The 14,749-nt window shown below is 57.8% G+C and carries 17 protein-coding genes and 4 tRNA genes; 8 read left to right on the plus strand and 13 right to left on the minus strand.

Annotated elements, in window-relative coordinates; genetic code table 11:
- Positions 1–14 precede the first annotated feature (14 nt).
- Complete coding sequence (locus BLW01_RS17365) at positions 15–275, minus strand: ComEA family DNA-binding protein (RefSeq protein ID WP_092572134.1); 261 nt, start codon at positions 273–275, stop codon at positions 15–17.
- Between the two features lie 280 nt (positions 276–555).
- Between BLW01_RS17365 and pyrF the strand changes: the two genes are divergently transcribed.
- Positions 556–1,257 carry an orotidine-5'-phosphate decarboxylase gene (pyrF, locus tag BLW01_RS17370; RefSeq protein WP_092572136.1) on the plus strand — a complete coding sequence of 234 codons (702 nt, stop codon included), beginning with the start codon at positions 556–558 and terminating at the stop codon, positions 1,255–1,257.
- Between the two features lies 1 nt (position 1,258).
- Here pyrF and lapB read toward each other — a convergent pair whose 3' ends face one another.
- The 3 genes from lapB to BLW01_RS17385 all read right to left on the minus strand — a co-directional run bounded on the left by lapB (position 1,259) and on the right by BLW01_RS17385 (position 3,133).
- A complete protein-coding gene (gene lapB / locus BLW01_RS17375; RefSeq protein ID WP_092572138.1) occupies positions 1,259–2,440 on the minus strand; it encodes a lipopolysaccharide assembly protein LapB in 1,182 nt (393 codons plus the stop codon).
- A complete protein-coding gene (locus tag BLW01_RS17380) occupies positions 2,441–2,746 on the minus strand; it encodes a LapA family protein (protein WP_092572140.1) in 306 nt (101 codons plus the stop codon).
- 90 nt (positions 2,747–2,836) lie between these two features.
- Positions 2,837–3,133, minus strand: a complete 297-nt coding sequence (locus tag BLW01_RS17385) for an integration host factor subunit beta (protein ID WP_092572142.1) — start codon at positions 3,131–3,133, stop codon at positions 2,837–2,839.
- Positions 3,134–3,370: 237 nt separating this feature from the next.
- Between BLW01_RS17385 and BLW01_RS17390 the strand changes: the two genes are divergently transcribed.
- On the plus strand, positions 3,371–3,664 hold the full coding sequence (locus tag BLW01_RS17390; RefSeq protein WP_268244671.1) for an FAD assembly factor SdhE: 294 nt from the start codon (positions 3,371–3,373) through the stop codon (positions 3,662–3,664).
- On the plus strand, positions 3,624–4,028 hold the full coding sequence (locus tag BLW01_RS17395; protein ID WP_139243952.1) for a hypothetical protein: 405 nt from the start codon (positions 3,624–3,626) through the stop codon (positions 4,026–4,028). The genes BLW01_RS17390 and BLW01_RS17395 overlap by 41 nt, the downstream gene beginning before the upstream one ends.
- A gap of 29 nt (positions 4,029–4,057) precedes the next feature.
- Here BLW01_RS17395 and nadB read toward each other — a convergent pair whose 3' ends face one another.
- The 7 genes from nadB to uvrY form a co-directional block, all read right to left on the minus strand.
- Positions 4,058–5,641, minus strand: a complete 1,584-nt coding sequence (nadB, locus tag BLW01_RS17400; protein WP_092572146.1) for an L-aspartate oxidase — start codon at positions 5,639–5,641, stop codon at positions 4,058–4,060.
- Between the two features lie 48 nt (positions 5,642–5,689).
- A tRNA-Leu gene (locus tag BLW01_RS17405) sits at positions 5,690–5,778 on the minus strand.
- A gap of 67 nt (positions 5,779–5,845) precedes the next feature.
- Positions 5,846–5,919: transfer RNA gene (locus BLW01_RS17410), tRNA-Cys, on the minus strand.
- Positions 5,920–5,953: 34 nt separating this feature from the next.
- Positions 5,954–6,028, minus strand: a tRNA-Gly gene (locus tag BLW01_RS17415).
- 83 nt (positions 6,029–6,111) lie between these two features.
- Positions 6,112–6,660: a CDP-diacylglycerol--glycerol-3-phosphate 3-phosphatidyltransferase gene (pgsA, locus tag BLW01_RS17420; protein ID WP_092572148.1), complete on the minus strand. Its 549-nt coding sequence runs from the start codon at positions 6,658–6,660 to the stop codon at positions 6,112–6,114.
- A 61-nt stretch (positions 6,661–6,721) separates the two neighbouring features.
- Positions 6,722–8,536, minus strand: a complete 1,815-nt coding sequence (gene uvrC / locus BLW01_RS17425; protein ID WP_092572150.1) for an excinuclease ABC subunit UvrC — start codon at positions 8,534–8,536, stop codon at positions 6,722–6,724.
- A 99-nt stretch (positions 8,537–8,635) separates the two neighbouring features.
- Positions 8,636–9,283, minus strand: a complete 648-nt coding sequence (uvrY, locus tag BLW01_RS17430) for a UvrY/SirA/GacA family response regulator transcription factor (protein WP_092572221.1) — start codon at positions 9,281–9,283, stop codon at positions 8,636–8,638.
- 199 nt (positions 9,284–9,482) lie between these two features.
- On the opposite strand from uvrY, the gene BLW01_RS17435 reads away from it, so the two are divergent.
- Positions 9,483–9,558: transfer RNA gene (locus BLW01_RS17435), tRNA-Ala, on the plus strand.
- Between the two features lie 89 nt (positions 9,559–9,647).
- On the opposite strand, the gene argF is transcribed toward BLW01_RS17435, so the two are convergent.
- The gene (gene argF / locus BLW01_RS17440) at positions 9,648–10,568 is read right to left on the minus strand and encodes an ornithine carbamoyltransferase (RefSeq protein WP_092572153.1); all 921 of its coding nucleotides are present in this window, start codon (positions 10,566–10,568) and stop codon (positions 9,648–9,650) included.
- 212 nt (positions 10,569–10,780) lie between these two features.
- On the opposite strand from argF, the gene grxD reads away from it, so the two are divergent.
- Positions 10,781–11,131, plus strand: coding sequence for a Grx4 family monothiol glutaredoxin (grxD, locus tag BLW01_RS17445; RefSeq protein WP_092572155.1), 351 nt, complete (start codon positions 10,781–10,783; stop codon positions 11,129–11,131).
- A 30-nt stretch (positions 11,132–11,161) separates the two neighbouring features.
- On the opposite strand, the gene rnt is transcribed toward grxD, so the two are convergent.
- The gene (gene rnt, locus BLW01_RS17450; RefSeq protein WP_092572157.1) at positions 11,162–11,827 is read right to left on the minus strand and encodes a ribonuclease T; all 666 of its coding nucleotides are present in this window, start codon (positions 11,825–11,827) and stop codon (positions 11,162–11,164) included.
- Positions 11,828–12,026: 199 nt separating this feature from the next.
- On the opposite strand from rnt, the gene BLW01_RS17455 reads away from it, so the two are divergent.
- The 3 genes from BLW01_RS17455 to BLW01_RS17465 are packed head-to-tail and all read left to right on the plus strand — an operon-like array spanning position 12,027 to position 14,711.
- Entirely contained in the window at positions 12,027–13,247 is a 1,221-nt protein-coding gene (locus tag BLW01_RS17455; RefSeq protein WP_092572159.1) for an argininosuccinate synthase, read from the plus strand.
- Between the two features lie 24 nt (positions 13,248–13,271).
- Complete coding sequence (locus BLW01_RS17460; protein ID WP_092572161.1) at positions 13,272–13,568, plus strand: HlyU family transcriptional regulator; 297 nt, start codon at positions 13,272–13,274, stop codon at positions 13,566–13,568.
- Positions 13,569–13,586: 18 nt separating this feature from the next.
- A complete protein-coding gene (locus BLW01_RS17465; RefSeq protein WP_092572163.1) occupies positions 13,587–14,711 on the plus strand; it encodes a DUF294 nucleotidyltransferase-like domain-containing protein in 1,125 nt (374 codons plus the stop codon).
- The last annotated feature ends 38 nt before the right edge of the window (positions 14,712–14,749 follow it).

Consider the following 14,749-nt stretch of genomic DNA (forward strand, 5'->3'; position numbering starts at 1 on the left):
GAGAGTCATAAGGGTCAGAATTCGACCTGGTCGCTCAAGTCGTCGACGGTCGCATCGCCGATGCCTTTCACCCGGGTGATGTCACTGGCATCGCTGAAATCGCCATTCTCTTCCCGATCCTCGACAATGGCTTCCGCCTTGACGATGCCGATACCGGGTAGTTCCGCTAGTGTTTCCGCATCAGCGGTATTGACGTTGATCTTGTCCTGGGCGAAAGCCAGGGATGTCAGACCCAGTGTCAAGGCGAAGGTCAAGGTAGTGAAAACGTTCTTCATGGGGTCCTTCCTCTACGGTTGATGATGCTGCCGTCTTGTCCGAGAGTGGCAGCCTTTCGTGCGATATGTTTGCTGGATACCGCTCCACCACTCTATAGGGAAATAACTCCTGGATAGATAAGATATCGCTAAAATTTCATGTAAGCTTTTGACGACAGTTTTGCGAGGTCCTGGCTTACAGCTTGTCAGTTCGACCATCGCCATGGGCTAACGGCAATCGCCATCGCTGGTACAATGCTCAGGTCACTGCCGCAAGTTTCACTGCTGGAGTCCGTTTGCCATGTCGCCCTCATCCCCCCTGATCATTGCGCTCGATTATCCATCGCTGCATGCCGCACTTTGCATGGCCGATCAACTCGACCCGAACCGATGTCGTGTCAAGGTCGGCAAAGAGTTGTTCACCCGCAGTGGGCCGGCGGTGCTCGAGGCGCTCCACGGCCGGGGATTCGAGGTATTTCTGGATCTCAAGTTCCACGATATTCCCAATACCGTTGCCGGTGCGGTTCAGGCGGCCGCCGAGCAGGGCGTCTGGATGGTCAATCTCCACGCCTCGGGAGGACGGCGCATGATGGAGGCGGCGCGTGAACGGCTCGAGCGTGAACGCCTTTCGACATATCTGATTGCCGTTACCGTATTGACCAGCATGGACGAGTCGGAGTTGGGGGCTATCGGGATCGATGAGTCGCCGGCTGCCCATGTCGAGCGTTTGGCTCGGCTGACACAGGAAAGTGGTCTGCATGGCGTGGTGTGCTCGGCACGAGAAGCATCACGGCTGAAGTCCCTGTGCGGTGATGACTTTCTCAAGGTGACGCCCGGCATTCGTCCAGCCTCCGTCGCCCATGGCGATCAGCGCCGAGTCGAGACGCCGAGAGATGCCATGGCATCGGGTAGTTCCTATCTGGTTGTAGGGCGTCCGGTGACTCAGGCTGAGGATCCCATGGCGGCATTGGCCGCAATCGAGGCGGAACTGGAGACGCGGTGATCTATTCGCCTTCGATACCGGTGACCGGTTTCGTCATTCCCCAGCTTCGGCAACGGGGGCATTGCCAGTGGAGATGGCTCCCTGAAAACCCGCATCGCGAACAGCGGTAGCGGGGGGTGGCTTCAATCAGTTCCCGGGTATGGCGTTTCAATAGCTCGATTCGTTCCCGTTCGAGGCCATCGATATCGTACCGATACAACCCCAGGAGATAGTCGATACCGCGCAGACTGGGCGTTCTGGAGAGCTGGTCACGGATGAAGTCTTCGGCTGCCTTGTTGCCTTCGCGTCGCTGTAGCGTTTCCGCTAGCAGGATGATGGCTGTCGTGAAGGCGCCGCGTTCGATCACTTGCCTGAGCGAAAGCTCCAGCCCACTGATGTCTTCAAGCAGGTGATACGCGTCACGAAGGGGCTCCAGGATGATGGGAGTGAAATCGTTGTCCTGTTCGGGAATGCGCTTCAAATAGCGAATCTCCGCTTTGTACTGGCCGGTATCGTGTTCGAGCTTGGCGAGCAGCCAGTTGGCTCGGACGCATCGGTCGTCGATGGACAACGCCTGACGCAATCGCTTGCGTGCCAGCGATGGACTGGCCGATTGCATGTTCTGCTGTGCCAGCTCACAAAGCCAGTGGGCGGCGGCCCGGCGGATGTCATCATGCTGTCGGATCAAGGTGGGTTGGGCAACATCGAGAGCGGATTGCCAGTCACGCTCCCGTTCATAGAGGTCGACCAGCAGTTTTTTTGCCGAGTGACGTGTTGAATCGCTGGATGCCTCGCGTATCAGGGTCTGCAGCAAGCGTTCGGCACGATCCAGCAGGCCGAGATGCAGGAAGTCGCGTGACAGCTCGAGCTGGACCGTATGACTCTGCGTCACGCTCAGTGTCGGTCGGGCCAGCAGGTTCTGATGAACCTTGACGGCACGGTCTGCTTCGCCCCGGGATCGAAACAGGTTGCCCAGCGCGACATGCGTTTCTATGGTGTCGCTGTTGACTTCCAAGGCGGCGACGAAGGTCTCGATGGCCTGGTCGGTTTGCTCATTGAGCAGATAGTTCAGGCCCACGAAGTAATCGCGCGACAGAGCCGGCTGCTGCCTCGCAGGCGAGCGTTGCTTCCTGTCACGGCGGCCAAGCCACCAGCCGATGGCGACCGCTGCCAACAACAGGGCCAGCAGCAGAAGATCGGGCATCTAGGGTAGTTCCTTGAGCTCCTGCATGCGCAGCCGGTCGATTTCCTTGCGCTGCTGCTGATTATGCCGTTGTGCACGGGTCAACAGAGTGCGCAACCGGAGGTAGACGCCACTCATTGCCACCATGCCAAGCACGACGCCACAAGCCAGTGAGGCCAGTAGCCAAACCGACAGCGAGGCGGGCGGTAGTTCGATCCAGATGAGATTGAGCGGTACGGCTTCACGGTTGTTGACGGCGAACAGGATGCCGAACAGCAATACCGCCAACAATATGACCGCAAGAATCACGCTTTTCAGCCAACGCATGGTGGTTTCCTTTATCGATCTCCCCGAAACGAGCGGTATCGATATCGAGAGGTATCAGTGAGCCTACATCCCGATATCGACTCTGGCCACTCAGTAACCCAGTGCCCGACTGGCATTCACTTGTTCGCGCAGTTCCTTGCCTGGCTTGAAGTGAGGCACATATTTGCCATTAAGCTCGACGGGGTCTCCCGTCTTGGGATTGCGTCCGGTTCTGGGTTCCCGGTAGTGAAGTGAAAAACTTCCAAAACCCCGAATTTCCACACGACCGCCATCGGCCAGCGCATCGGTAATGTCCTCGAGGACGATACGTACGGCGGCTTCGACTTCCTTGATCGACAGTTCAGGCTGCCGCATTGCGATCTGCTCAATCAACTCGGATTTGGTCATCGGCTTTCTCCATGCAGTCATGCCGGTCGGGACCACCTGCATCCCGACATCGTTGTTTTTTGTCTCAGCAAATCGTTCCACTCTCAGCATACTGTGTAAATTGAGATAAAACAACGGACTAGGTATGGTCCCGAAGCAAGAAAACCCGATTTTCGGAGTGGGCCGGGTGCTGGTACGACCGAGCGGCCTATCGGTATACTGATCATCTCTTTCCGCCAGGTAACAAGCGAGGTGTGTGTGAACGGTTCGGCACCTGATGAGAACGTCGAGCGCAAACGGCTATATTGGCATTCCCGCCGTGGCATGTGGGAGCTCGACTTGTTGTTGATCCCCTTTCTCGAACATCGTTATGACTGTCTGGAGATTGCAGACCAGCAGGCGTTTCGCGAGTTGATCAAACAGGAGGATCAGCATCTGTTTGCCTGGCTGATGAGGCGTCAATGGCCTGACGACTCGTCGCTAAGACGTATCGTTAAAATGATTGTCGACTATGCCGAAACCACCGGCAACGATCAGTATCGTACCCTCTAGGCTGTCGCTGCTTGTTCACGCCGGTATCATGGTGTTACCGGTGGGATTATCAGTGCAATACGCGCCCTGGTGGTTTGTCGTCACCGCGACGCTGTCCATGCTGGCCAGCGGGTATCGGCTGTTGCGCCAGCGATCGGCATGGCAGTTACGTTGGTCACCCGAGGCGTTGGGTGATGATGAATGGCAGTTCCGTGACGCGGAGACGATGCCTTGGCGACGGGTGCAGGTTCACTGCCACTACCTGGGGGCCGGGTTGTTGGGGTTGCGAATCGATGGACGCACTGCCTGGATATGGCCGGATAGCGCCGATGCCGATGTCTTGCGTCAGCTACGGCGTTATTGGGTCATGCAGTCGCATCAGTGAATTCACGGCGTATGGCAATGCCGTGATGTTCAATCCGAGTTCAGGTATTGTCGCGAGGGCCGGGGAATCCCTGATGCATGTGACGGACAGTCACGATTGTAATGGAGCCCCCGTGATTCCCGGCGGGCTTGAGCCGCTGCAACAGTCAAGGTAGCCAGGCGTGCGGCATGATTCAATTGAGACAGTGCCGGATCCGGCCTGTAGTGTGATTGCATCTGGCGAGATTGCTCACGGATTGCCTCGATCTGTCTGGCTGCTTCGTTCAGATCGTTATCGTTGCGAACGATACCGACGTAACGGCTCATCACCGAACGCAGGTGTGCCATCAAGGCTTTGACATGTGTCGGGTCAATGCAGATATTTGATGCAGATCCCGCTGGGGCGCTTGTCGTTGTGGTGTCGGAGGGTACCGGCTCGGTACGCTTGAGAACATCCGCGACCGCATGCGCGAATACCAGACACTCGAGCAATGAATTGCTCGCCATACGGTTGGCTCCATGCAGGCCGGTGTGGGCGACCTCCCCGATCGCGTACAAGTGCGGTACGCCGGTGAACCCGGTGAGGTCGGTGGCAATGCCGCCGCAACTGTAATGGGCAGCCGGCACGACGGGAATCGGATCGCGAGTGATATCAAGACCGCGTTCGACGCAGTGCGAGTAAATCGTTGGAAACTGCTGTGACACGACTTGCCGGGGGAGGTGCGTCATATCGAGCCAGACGTGACGGCACTGATCGCGCTGCATTTCTGCGTCAATGGCACGGGCGACGATGTCGCGAGGGGCCAGTTCCGCTCGAGGATCGATATCGGGCATGAACCGATGTCCCTTGATATTGCGCAGATAACCGCCTTCACCACGCAATGCCTCGCTGATGAGAAAGGGAGAACCTTCCGGGTCGTAGAGACAGGTCGGGTGAAATTGCTGGAATTCCAGGTTGCGGAGTTCGGCACCGAGTTCAGCTGCCATGATCATGCCTTCGCCACAGGCGGGATGCGGGCTGGTCGTATGCTGATAGAGCCCGCTCGCGCCCCCTGTGGCGAGAACCGTATCACTGGCTGGCAGTTCATGAAGCTGTCCCTGAGGGTCCAGACAGCGTGCGCCCAGGCAGCCGGTCTCGCGAGAGCCGAGCAATTCGATAGCCGTCAGGTCGTCTCGCAAACGGATATGGGGATGCCGCCTGACATGGTCGAGGAGGGTTTCGATTAACACGCGACCTGTCGCATCAGCGGCATGGATGACGCGCCTGGCACCATGGCCACCTTCGCGAGTCAGGTGATAGGGGTAACGGGAGCGAGGATCCGGGTCGCGAGTGAAAGGCATTCCCAGACCCAGCAACCACTCTATGGCAGCACGGCCATGGGTGACGGTATGGCGTACGGCGGCTGCTTCACATAATCCATCTCCGGCGGCGAGCGTGTCGCGTATGTGCGCTTCGATATCGTCATCCGGCGATAGCACGGCGGCTATACCGCCTTGTGCCCAACGGCTGGCTCCATGATCGTCGCTGGAGGGGCGCAGCAGAGTAATCGGCCGTCTGTCGGCAAGTTCGAGTGCCAGTGCAAGCCCGGCAGCACCACCACCAACGATCAAGAGCGAGGGGTCGGGGTGTTTCATGGGTCAATGCCTTACCGAGGAGGGAGCGATGTCGCTGGCAGCTGGTTGTGGTGCCCGGAGCCGGACTTGAACCGGCACGGAGAGCAATCTCCGAGGGATTTTAAGTCCCTTGCGTCTACCAATTTCGCCATCCGGGCTGCTGCCTATTTCTCCATTCCGGCGGTGTCGCCAAGCAGGGGAAACGTGCGGGGTAGGGGATAAAGATGGAGGCTGGAGTCGGAATCGAACCGGCGTACACGGAGTTGCAGTCCGCTGCATAACCACTCTGCCATCCAGCCTCGTTGAGTCGTGACATCCCGATGTGATGCATCATGGAGCGGGAAACGAGATTCGAACTCGCGACCCTCGCCTTGGCAAGGCGATGCTCTACCACTGAGCTATTCCCGCTGACTCGATGGCGCATTATACGGGTACGGCTGTTCCTGTCAATGTCATGGTGCTCAAGGAGTTAGGAAAATGTGTCGGAAACGCTACATGGAACGGCTCAAGTGTGGCCAGGCAGCTCGTAAATACTGAATCATCGACCATAACGTCAACAGCGCGGCGGTATAGAGTACGACCACGCCCAGCATGGCGGGAAGCGTGCCGGGGGCAAAGCCGAGCAGAATCAGCAGTGCGATCATTTGCATCGTCGTCTTGAACTTGCCGATCCATGAGACGGCAACGCTGGCACGTTTGCCCATCTCCGCCATCCATTCGCGCAACGCCGAGATCACGATTTCCCGGCCGATGATCACTAGTGCGGGAAGCGTCAACCAGGCGGCGTCATAGCGTTCGATCAGCAAGGCGAGGGCCACCGCGACCATGAGTTTGTCAGCCACCGGGTCCAGAAAGGCGCCAAATGAGGTGCTCTGGTCCCAGCGTCGTGCTAGATAGCCATCGAGCCAGTCGGTGGCGGACGCCAGGCCGAATAACAGGGCCGACAGGGGAAGGCTCCAGCTGAAGGGAAGGTAAAATACAACGACCAACAAAGGAATGAACGCGATACGTGCCAGTGTCAGGATGTTGGGAATATTCATGAAACGCTCGCGAATCCTTGCTGATGAACGAAAGCCATTATTCTATCTCCCTTGGGCGAAATCATCCATGTAGCGCTTGATGAATGGTGGTTGCCAGGCTGGCGCTGATACCTGGCACACGAGCCAGTTCATCACGGCTGGCTTTCCTGACGCCCTGCAGGCCACCAAAAAAGCGCAGCAGTTCGCGACGCCGTTTGGGGCCTACGCCAGGAATATCCTGAAGCGTCGACGTACGTCGACGCTTGTCACGTTTGGCGCGGTGGCCGCTGATCGCAAAGCGGTGGGCCTCGTCACGGATGTGCTGGATCAGGTGCAGAGCGGCGGAGGTGCCATCGAGGTCGAGGGTACTGTCGACAGTCTCGATGAACAGTGTCTCCAGGCCGGGCTTGCGCGTTATGCCCTTGGCCACACCGACGAGCCCGACATCGCTGATGCCGAGCTCCGCGAACACGTCACGAGCCATGTTCAGTTGTCCTTTACCGCCGTCGACGAGCAGTATGTCCGGACGCTTTCCTTCACCGTTGACCATGCGTTTGAAACGGCGGGTCAGTGCTTGTTTCATGGCTGCATAGTCGTCTCCCGCCGCGACTCCGTCGATATTATAACGGCGATAGTCTTCCTTGATGGGGCCTTGAGTCCCGAAGACTACGCAGGAAGCCACTGTGGCTTCACCATGGCTATGGCTGATATCGAAACATTCGAGTCGCTGAAGTGGGCGCTCGAGTGCCAGAGCCTCCCTGAGTGTTTCGAACCGTTTTTCCATCTGGGATTGGTCGGCGAGCTGGCTGGCAAGTTGTTGTTCGGCATTGATCTGGGCCATTTGCAACCATTGTGCACGGTGACCGCGGACTTCACTCGCCAGGCGAATACGTTTGCCGGCGCGTTCCGACAAGGCGCCCTGGAGCAAGGTGCCATCGGGCAGCGGATGAGAGGTGATTACCTCGCCCGGCAGTTCCCGTTGTTGGCCAAGGTAGTATTGACTGACGAACTCTCCCAGCAGAGCGGCGGAGTCCAGGTCCAGGCCATTTTCGGGGCGGTGATGCCGGGCCCCCAGCATGCGGCCCTGACGCACGGTCAATACAGAAATACTGAGTGCGCCAGGCCGTTCGGCAAGCGCAAAGACATCGGCGTCACCACCGTCGGTATCCACGAACTGGCGAGACTGGAGCTGGCGCAATTGCTGTATCTGGTCGCGTAGACGAGCGGCCTCCTCGAAATCAAGCGCTTTGCTGGCGGTCTCCATGGCACGGGTCAGGTCATCCGTCACCTGTTCGCTCTTGCCTTGCAGGCACATTATGGCGTGCTCGACATCGCGACGGTAATCGTCCTCGCTGATGTATCCGACGCAGGGCGCGCTGCAACGATTGATCTGGTACTGCAGGCAGGGGCGTGAGCGGTTGTCGAAAACGCTGTCTTCACAGTTGCGTGTCTTGAAGATTTTCTGCATCAGCGACAGGCTCTCGCGTACCGCCGTGCTGCTGGGATAGGGGCCTAGGTAGCGCCCATCATCACGCCGGCTGCGCGCGCGCTTGTACTCCAGTGCCGGGTAGGGGTGGCGGTCACTGACGAAGACAAAGGGGTAGGATTTGTCATCGCGCAACAGGATATTATATGGCGGCCGCAACTCCTTGATTAGCGACTGCTCCAGCAGCAATGCTTCCGTTTCGCTGCGGGTTACCGTGGTCTGAATATCTGCAATCCGGGAGACAAGCGCTTGCGTCTTGGCATTGAGGTTGCCGCGAAAATAACTCGCCAACCTCGGCTTCAGCCGTTTGGCCTTGCCGATATACAGCGTGTTGCCCTGGTCATCGAGCATGCGATAAACGCCAGGTGCAGAGCTGACGGTACGAAGGAATTGCTTGGCGTCGAAGTTCATTCGGAAGCGAATATCACTGTGCTGAGTGCGACTTGATCATCCAGCATAACAGGCGTCCGGCACGATGGTGAGCCTTTCCAGGCCGGAGGTCATGGAAGATCATGTCTCGCTGCGATAGCCATCGACCAGGCCATAGCGAAGTCCAAGATGCGTCAATTCGACATCGGATGTCACACCGAGTTTCTCGAAAATTCGGTAACGATAGGTGTTCACCGTCTTGGGGCTCAGGAACAGGCTGTCGGAAATCTCGCTGACACGTTGGCAATTGACGATCATTATGGCGACCTGTAACTCCCGGTGGGACAGGTTGTCGAAAGGGTTGTCTTCGGAGTCGATGCGGGCAAGGACCAATCGTTGGGCGATATCAGGGCTGATATAGCGTTGACCGGCGAAGACGGTACGGATTGCCAGCACCATGTCTGCGGGCTCGGCCCCTTTGCTGATAAAACCACTGGCGCCGGCATCCAGCAAACGCTGTGCGAACGTGTCATCGAGAAAGGCCGTGAGTACCAGGACTTGAACATTGGCGATGCCGCTGGCGATTTTTCGGGTCGCCTCGAGTCCGCCAATTCCGGGCATACGGATATCCATCAGCACGATGTCTGGGTGCATTTGACGTGCCAATGCAATCGCCCCTTCGCCATCGACAGCTTCGCCGACAACGGTGATTCCCTCTTCCGCATCCAGCAGTCGGGCAATACTGGCCCGTACTATATGATGATCGTCTGCGACTAGAACCTTTATCAAAAGAACACCCATTACGCTGTGGCCGGATGTGCCAGACACGACCATCCATGGTCAAGGAGAGCCACTATATTAGCTTTGAATGGGCTGTCTATCCAGACAGCCAATATATCGCATGGCGATTGCAGGCCGAGAGTTGACGTCGTTTGGCCGTTTGCCTATCATTCGCGGCGTTCCATGGTCGTACGCAAACGTCCTATGTGGGGCCTTAGCTCAGCTGGGAGAGCGCAACACTGGCAGTGTTGAGGTCAGCGGTTCGAGCCCGCTAGGCTCCACCACATCGAATGTCATGAGAAACGCCGCCGATGCATTTGCACGGCGGCGTTTTCGTTGCGGCAACGCATGACGTTGCGCTCGGGTGTGTCGTTCAGTTGTCGATGCGGCCCAGTAGCAGGAATTCCAGCAGCGCTTTCTGTGCATGCAGACGATTTCCGGCTTCCTGCCAGACCACGGCGCGTGGATCGTCGAGCAGCGTGGTGCTGATTTCTTCGCCACGATGGGCCGGCAGGCAATGCAGGAAGATCACGTCATTGGCTGCTTTGTCGAGTAAGCGTTCGGTCACCTGGAAACCGGTGAAGTCAGCTTCGCGTCTGGCTTGCTCCTCTTCCTGTCCCATGGAGGCCCAGACATCGGTGGTAACGAGGTCGGCACCATCGACAGCCTGTTGGGGATCGCGGACGATGGAAACACGATCCCCCGCCGCAGCCACGACCGCCGGGTCGGGATCGTAGCCTTCCGGACAACAGACGCGCAGTTGGAAAGCGAATTGACGGGCGGCATTGATCCACGAGTGGCACATGTTGTTGCCGTCGCCGATCCAGGTTGCCGTTTTGCCGCGGACATGACCTTGCCGCTCGGTCCAGGTCATGATGTCAGCCAGCAACTGGCAGGGGTGGTAGTCGTCAGTCAAGGCATTGATGACCGGAACCGAACTGGCGCTGGCAAATTCGCTCAGATTCTCGTGGGAGAACGTACGAATCATCACAACGTCGACCATTTCCGAAAGAACGCGGGCCGTGTCCCCGATCGGTTCGCCGCGTCCGAGTTGCGTGTCTCGAGGCGACAGGAATAACGCGTGACCACCAAATTGCGCCATGGCGGTTTCGAACGAGACACGCGTACGCGTTGATGATTTCTCGAAGAACATCGCGAGGGTGCGGTTGTTCAGTGGGGTATAGGTCGGCCCATGAGTCTTCAACCCATTCTTGATGGTGATGGCTCTCTGGATGAGGTAGCCCAGTTCCTCAGGCGACAGATCCAGCAACGTCAGAAAATGGCGGGTTGCCATGGCATCGCTCCGCAGAGAAAAACCTCCATCTTAGCCAGAAGCCCAGGGGCGCGCAAATGCTCTCGTGCCAATGCGCAGCATGCCGAGAAATGTCGGGGGTGTTTTAAGCAAGCCCGCACCAGTAGAATGTTCCTACACCCATTACTCGACCGCAGAACTCGGGTATTTGTCGGGTTCTGAATCGGTCATTGAAACCATTGTGGAGGCTGGTCATGAGTGAGACCGTCGAGAAAATCGAGCAGCAGATTCGCGAGAATCCTATTCTCATCTATATGAAGGGAACCCCACAATTGCCGCAATGTGGCTTTTCCGCCCAGACCGTGCAGGCGCTGATGGCCTGTGGTGAGCGCTTCGCCTTCGTCAATGTGCTGGACAATCCGGATATTCGTGCCGAACTCCCCAAAGTAGGGAACTGGCCGACCTTCCCGCAACTCTGGGTCGAGGGTGAACTCGTCGGAGGCTGCGATATCGTGGTGGAGATGTACCAGAACGGTGAGCTGGAAACCTTGATCAAGGATGCTGCTGCGCGCGCCAATGCCGGAGAAGAGCAGCGCGATTCGTGAATCTCTGACACCAGCCGGACACGGGCCCGGTCAGTCTTCCTCCATGCCCTGTTCGCGCTGGGCCAGGTTCCAGCCACCTAGATCCTTGAACCGGTTGACGATGGTACAAAACAGCTCGGCCGTGCGTTCGGTATCGTAACGTGCCGAATGCGCTTCGGTATTATCGAATTCGATACCGGCGGCCCGGCAGGCCTTGGCCAGTACCGTCTGGCCATAAACCAGCCCTGCCAGGGTGGCGGTATCGAAGCTGGAAAACGGATGAAAGGGGTTACGCTTGATGTTGCAGCGGTTGACTGCGGCGTTGAGGAAGCCGTGGTCGAAAGCAGCGTTGTGACCCACCAGAATGGCTCGGGTGCATTGGTTGCCCTTGATGGCTTTGCGCACGGGTCGGAATATTTCTCCCAGCGCTTCCTGTTCCGATAGCGCAACCCGTTTGCGTAGCGGGTCGTCCAGCCTGATACCCGTGAAATCCAGAGCCGATTGCTCGACGTTGGCATTGTCGAAAGGTTCGATATGGAAGGCGTAGGTGGCTTCGGGCATCAGATTGCCTTCCGGGTCCATACATAGCGTGACGGCAGCGATTTCCAGAATCGCATCACGCTGGGGATCAAAGCCGCCGGTTTCGATATCCACCACCACCGGTAAAAAACTGCGAAAACGTTGCGCCATCAGCTCGCGGGCGTGTGCCTCGCTCATCCATTTCTCCCTTCCCGAACATTCCAGACCTTGTCACACGGGGGCGCTTGGTCGATGTCGGCCTTGGTAATCGCCGGCGTCCCATGGACTGCGCGCCAGTCTAGCAGTTTTGCACCTCAAACGTCGCGTGGTGGCGGTATTCTCGAAAGCGTAACAACGCTATAATCATGGGATTCTCTCATTGTTACAGGAGCCCAGTATGTCCGATGTCAAGAAGGTCGTGCTCGCCTATTCCGGCGGCCTGGACACGTCCGTGATCGTCAAGTGGTTGCAGGAAACCTATGATTGCGAAGTGGTGACCTTTACCGCGGACATCGGCCAGGGTGAGGAAGTCGAACCGGCACGTGCGAAGGCTCAGGCACTTGGCGTCGAGGAGATCTATATCGAGGATCTTCGCGAAGAGTTCGTGCGCGACTATGTCTATCCGATGTTCCGGGCCAATACGGTCTATGAAGGGGAATATCTGCTCGGAACTTCCATTGCCAGGCCTCTGATCACCAAGCGGTTGATCGATATCGCCAATGAAACCGGTGCCGATGCTATCGCTCATGGTGCAACAGGCAAGGGCAATGATCAGGTTCGGTTCGAACTGGGCGCCTATGCCCTCAAGCCCGGTGTCAAGGTCATCGCTCCTTGGCGCGAGTGGGACCTGACATCCCGTGAGAAGCTGATGGCTTACTGTGAAAAACACGACATCCCTGTCGATTTCGCTGCCAACAAGAAGAAGTCACCTTACTCCATGGATGCCAATCTGCTGCACATCTCGTATGAGGGGGGCATCCTCGAAGATCCTTGGCTCGAAGCCGAGGAAGACATGTGGCGTTGGAGCGTGTCTCCTGAAACGGCGCCGGACACGCCGACCTATATCGAGCTGACCTTTGAGCAGGGCGACATCGTGGCCATCGACGGTGAGCGCCTCAAGCCTCACGACGTGTTGAGCAAGCTCAATAAGCTAGGGGGAGATAACGGCATCGGTCGTCTCGACATCGTCGAGAATCGTTACGTAGGCATGAAGTCGCGTGGCTGCTATGAAACCCCGGGGGGGACCATCATGCTGCGCGCGCATCGCGCTATCGAGTCGTTGACGCTGGATCGCGAGGCGGCACACCTCAAGGATGAATTGATGCCCAAGTATGCGGAGGTGATTTACAACGGGTATTGGTGGAGTCCCGAGCGCCGAGCCCTGCAGGCAGCCATCGATGAGACTCAGTCCCATGTCTCCGGCGTCGTGCGCATGAAACTTTACAAGGGCAGTGCGACGGTGGTCGGCCGTAAATCGGAGCAGTCGCTGTTCGACGAATCGATCGCCACATTCGAGGATGATGCCGGCGCTTATGATCAGAAGGATGCCGAAGGTTTCATCAAGCTCAATGCCTTGCGGTTGCGTATTGCCGCATCCAAGGGCAGAAATGCTAGCTGAAGACCAGCGGGGAGGGGTGGTCGCATGTTGAAGAAACTGTTGGCCGGATGGTTCGGAGGAGACGAGAGTGCCTCCGCTGAAGCGGAGCCGGTGGAGTACAACGGCTATCTCATCGTTGCCGACCCCCAGGATGTCGGCGGTCAGTACCGAGTGAGCGGCTGGATTCGTAAACCGGTCGAGGGGGGCGAGCTCCTCGAACATCGTTTCGAACGCTCGGATGTCGTGCCTGGACGTGAAGCGTGTGAGGAGTTGATGGTCAGCAAGGCACAGCGCTTCATCGATGATCTGGGCGATGACATGTTCGAGTCATCATCTTCCTGATGCAGGGCGAGAAGCGCCATGCGGTTTTTGCATCGCGCCTCCTCCTGGCGTCAGCTGTTTACCGGCACGGTGCCGACATCTCCTGACTCGTTGCCGGCGTTGCTGAGCCCGTTGGCCGATGCGTTGTCACGTCTGGGCCCTGCGCCGTCGTTATCGGATGCCAAGCAATGGCAGCCGATCCTGGTTGATGCACTATGGCGATTGGATCTCCCTTCCTGGCGTATCTGTCAACTCATCAGCGATCACGACAAGTGGCTGTATCGGTGTGCCATCGATGAATCGCTCGATGAGCTACGCGTAAAGGGGTGGGGAGAACCGCCCGCTCGCTTCTGTGTGCTGGTACTGGGGTCGGTGGCGCGTCATGAGAGTCTACTGGGGCCCGACCAGGACAATGCCATGATCGTCGAGGACTATCCCGACGCTCGGCATATCGAAATCGATGGTTACTTCCAGGCGCTGGCGGCACGTTTTACGGCACGGCTGGATGAAGCGGGAATACCGCTGTGTCAGGGCCATGTGATGGCACGCTGGCCAATGTGGCGCAAGCGCCTGAGTGAATGGTGTGAACAGCTTGATATCTGGAGTGCCGAGCGACGGATCAAGCGAATACAGCAACTCAACATCCTCACGGATTTCACCTCGATATACGGAGATATCACGCTTGCCGATCACCTGCGGCATCATCTCGTGAGCCGACTGAGCAGGTCGGCATTATGTCTGGACGAGATGTCGGCATTGCTCGGTGAAGTCCCCGTGGCGCTGGATCGTTTCGGCCGCCTGACGGGTGATGGCAAGGATGCCCCTCATGAGCGTGCGATCAATCTCAAGCGGCAAGGCGTGATGCCGATGGTGAGCGCGGTTCGTCTGTTGTCGCTGAGGCACGGTGTCAGGCAGGTCGATACCCGGGACCGATTGAACGAACTGGTGGTCGGCGACGTGCTTGATACCGACAGTGCCCAGGCTTTCATCGCGGCTCTCGACCGCCTGCAAGCCATCCTGCTGGACAACCAGATGACTAGTCTCAAGGCAAAAGGTCCCGCCGATGGTTGGGTCGATACGTCCCAGTTGACAGAGGAACAGCGCTTGCTGCTACGTCATGATCTCCAGCAGGTCCGTCGTCTGATCCATCATGCCAGGCAATGACAGTCTCACAGCCAAGTGCCGACCAGGCTGTGATGTCT

The sequence above is a fragment of the Aidingimonas halophila genome (assembly GCF_900106955.1).
Lineage (GTDB): Bacteria > Pseudomonadota > Gammaproteobacteria > Pseudomonadales > Halomonadaceae > Aidingimonas > Aidingimonas halophila.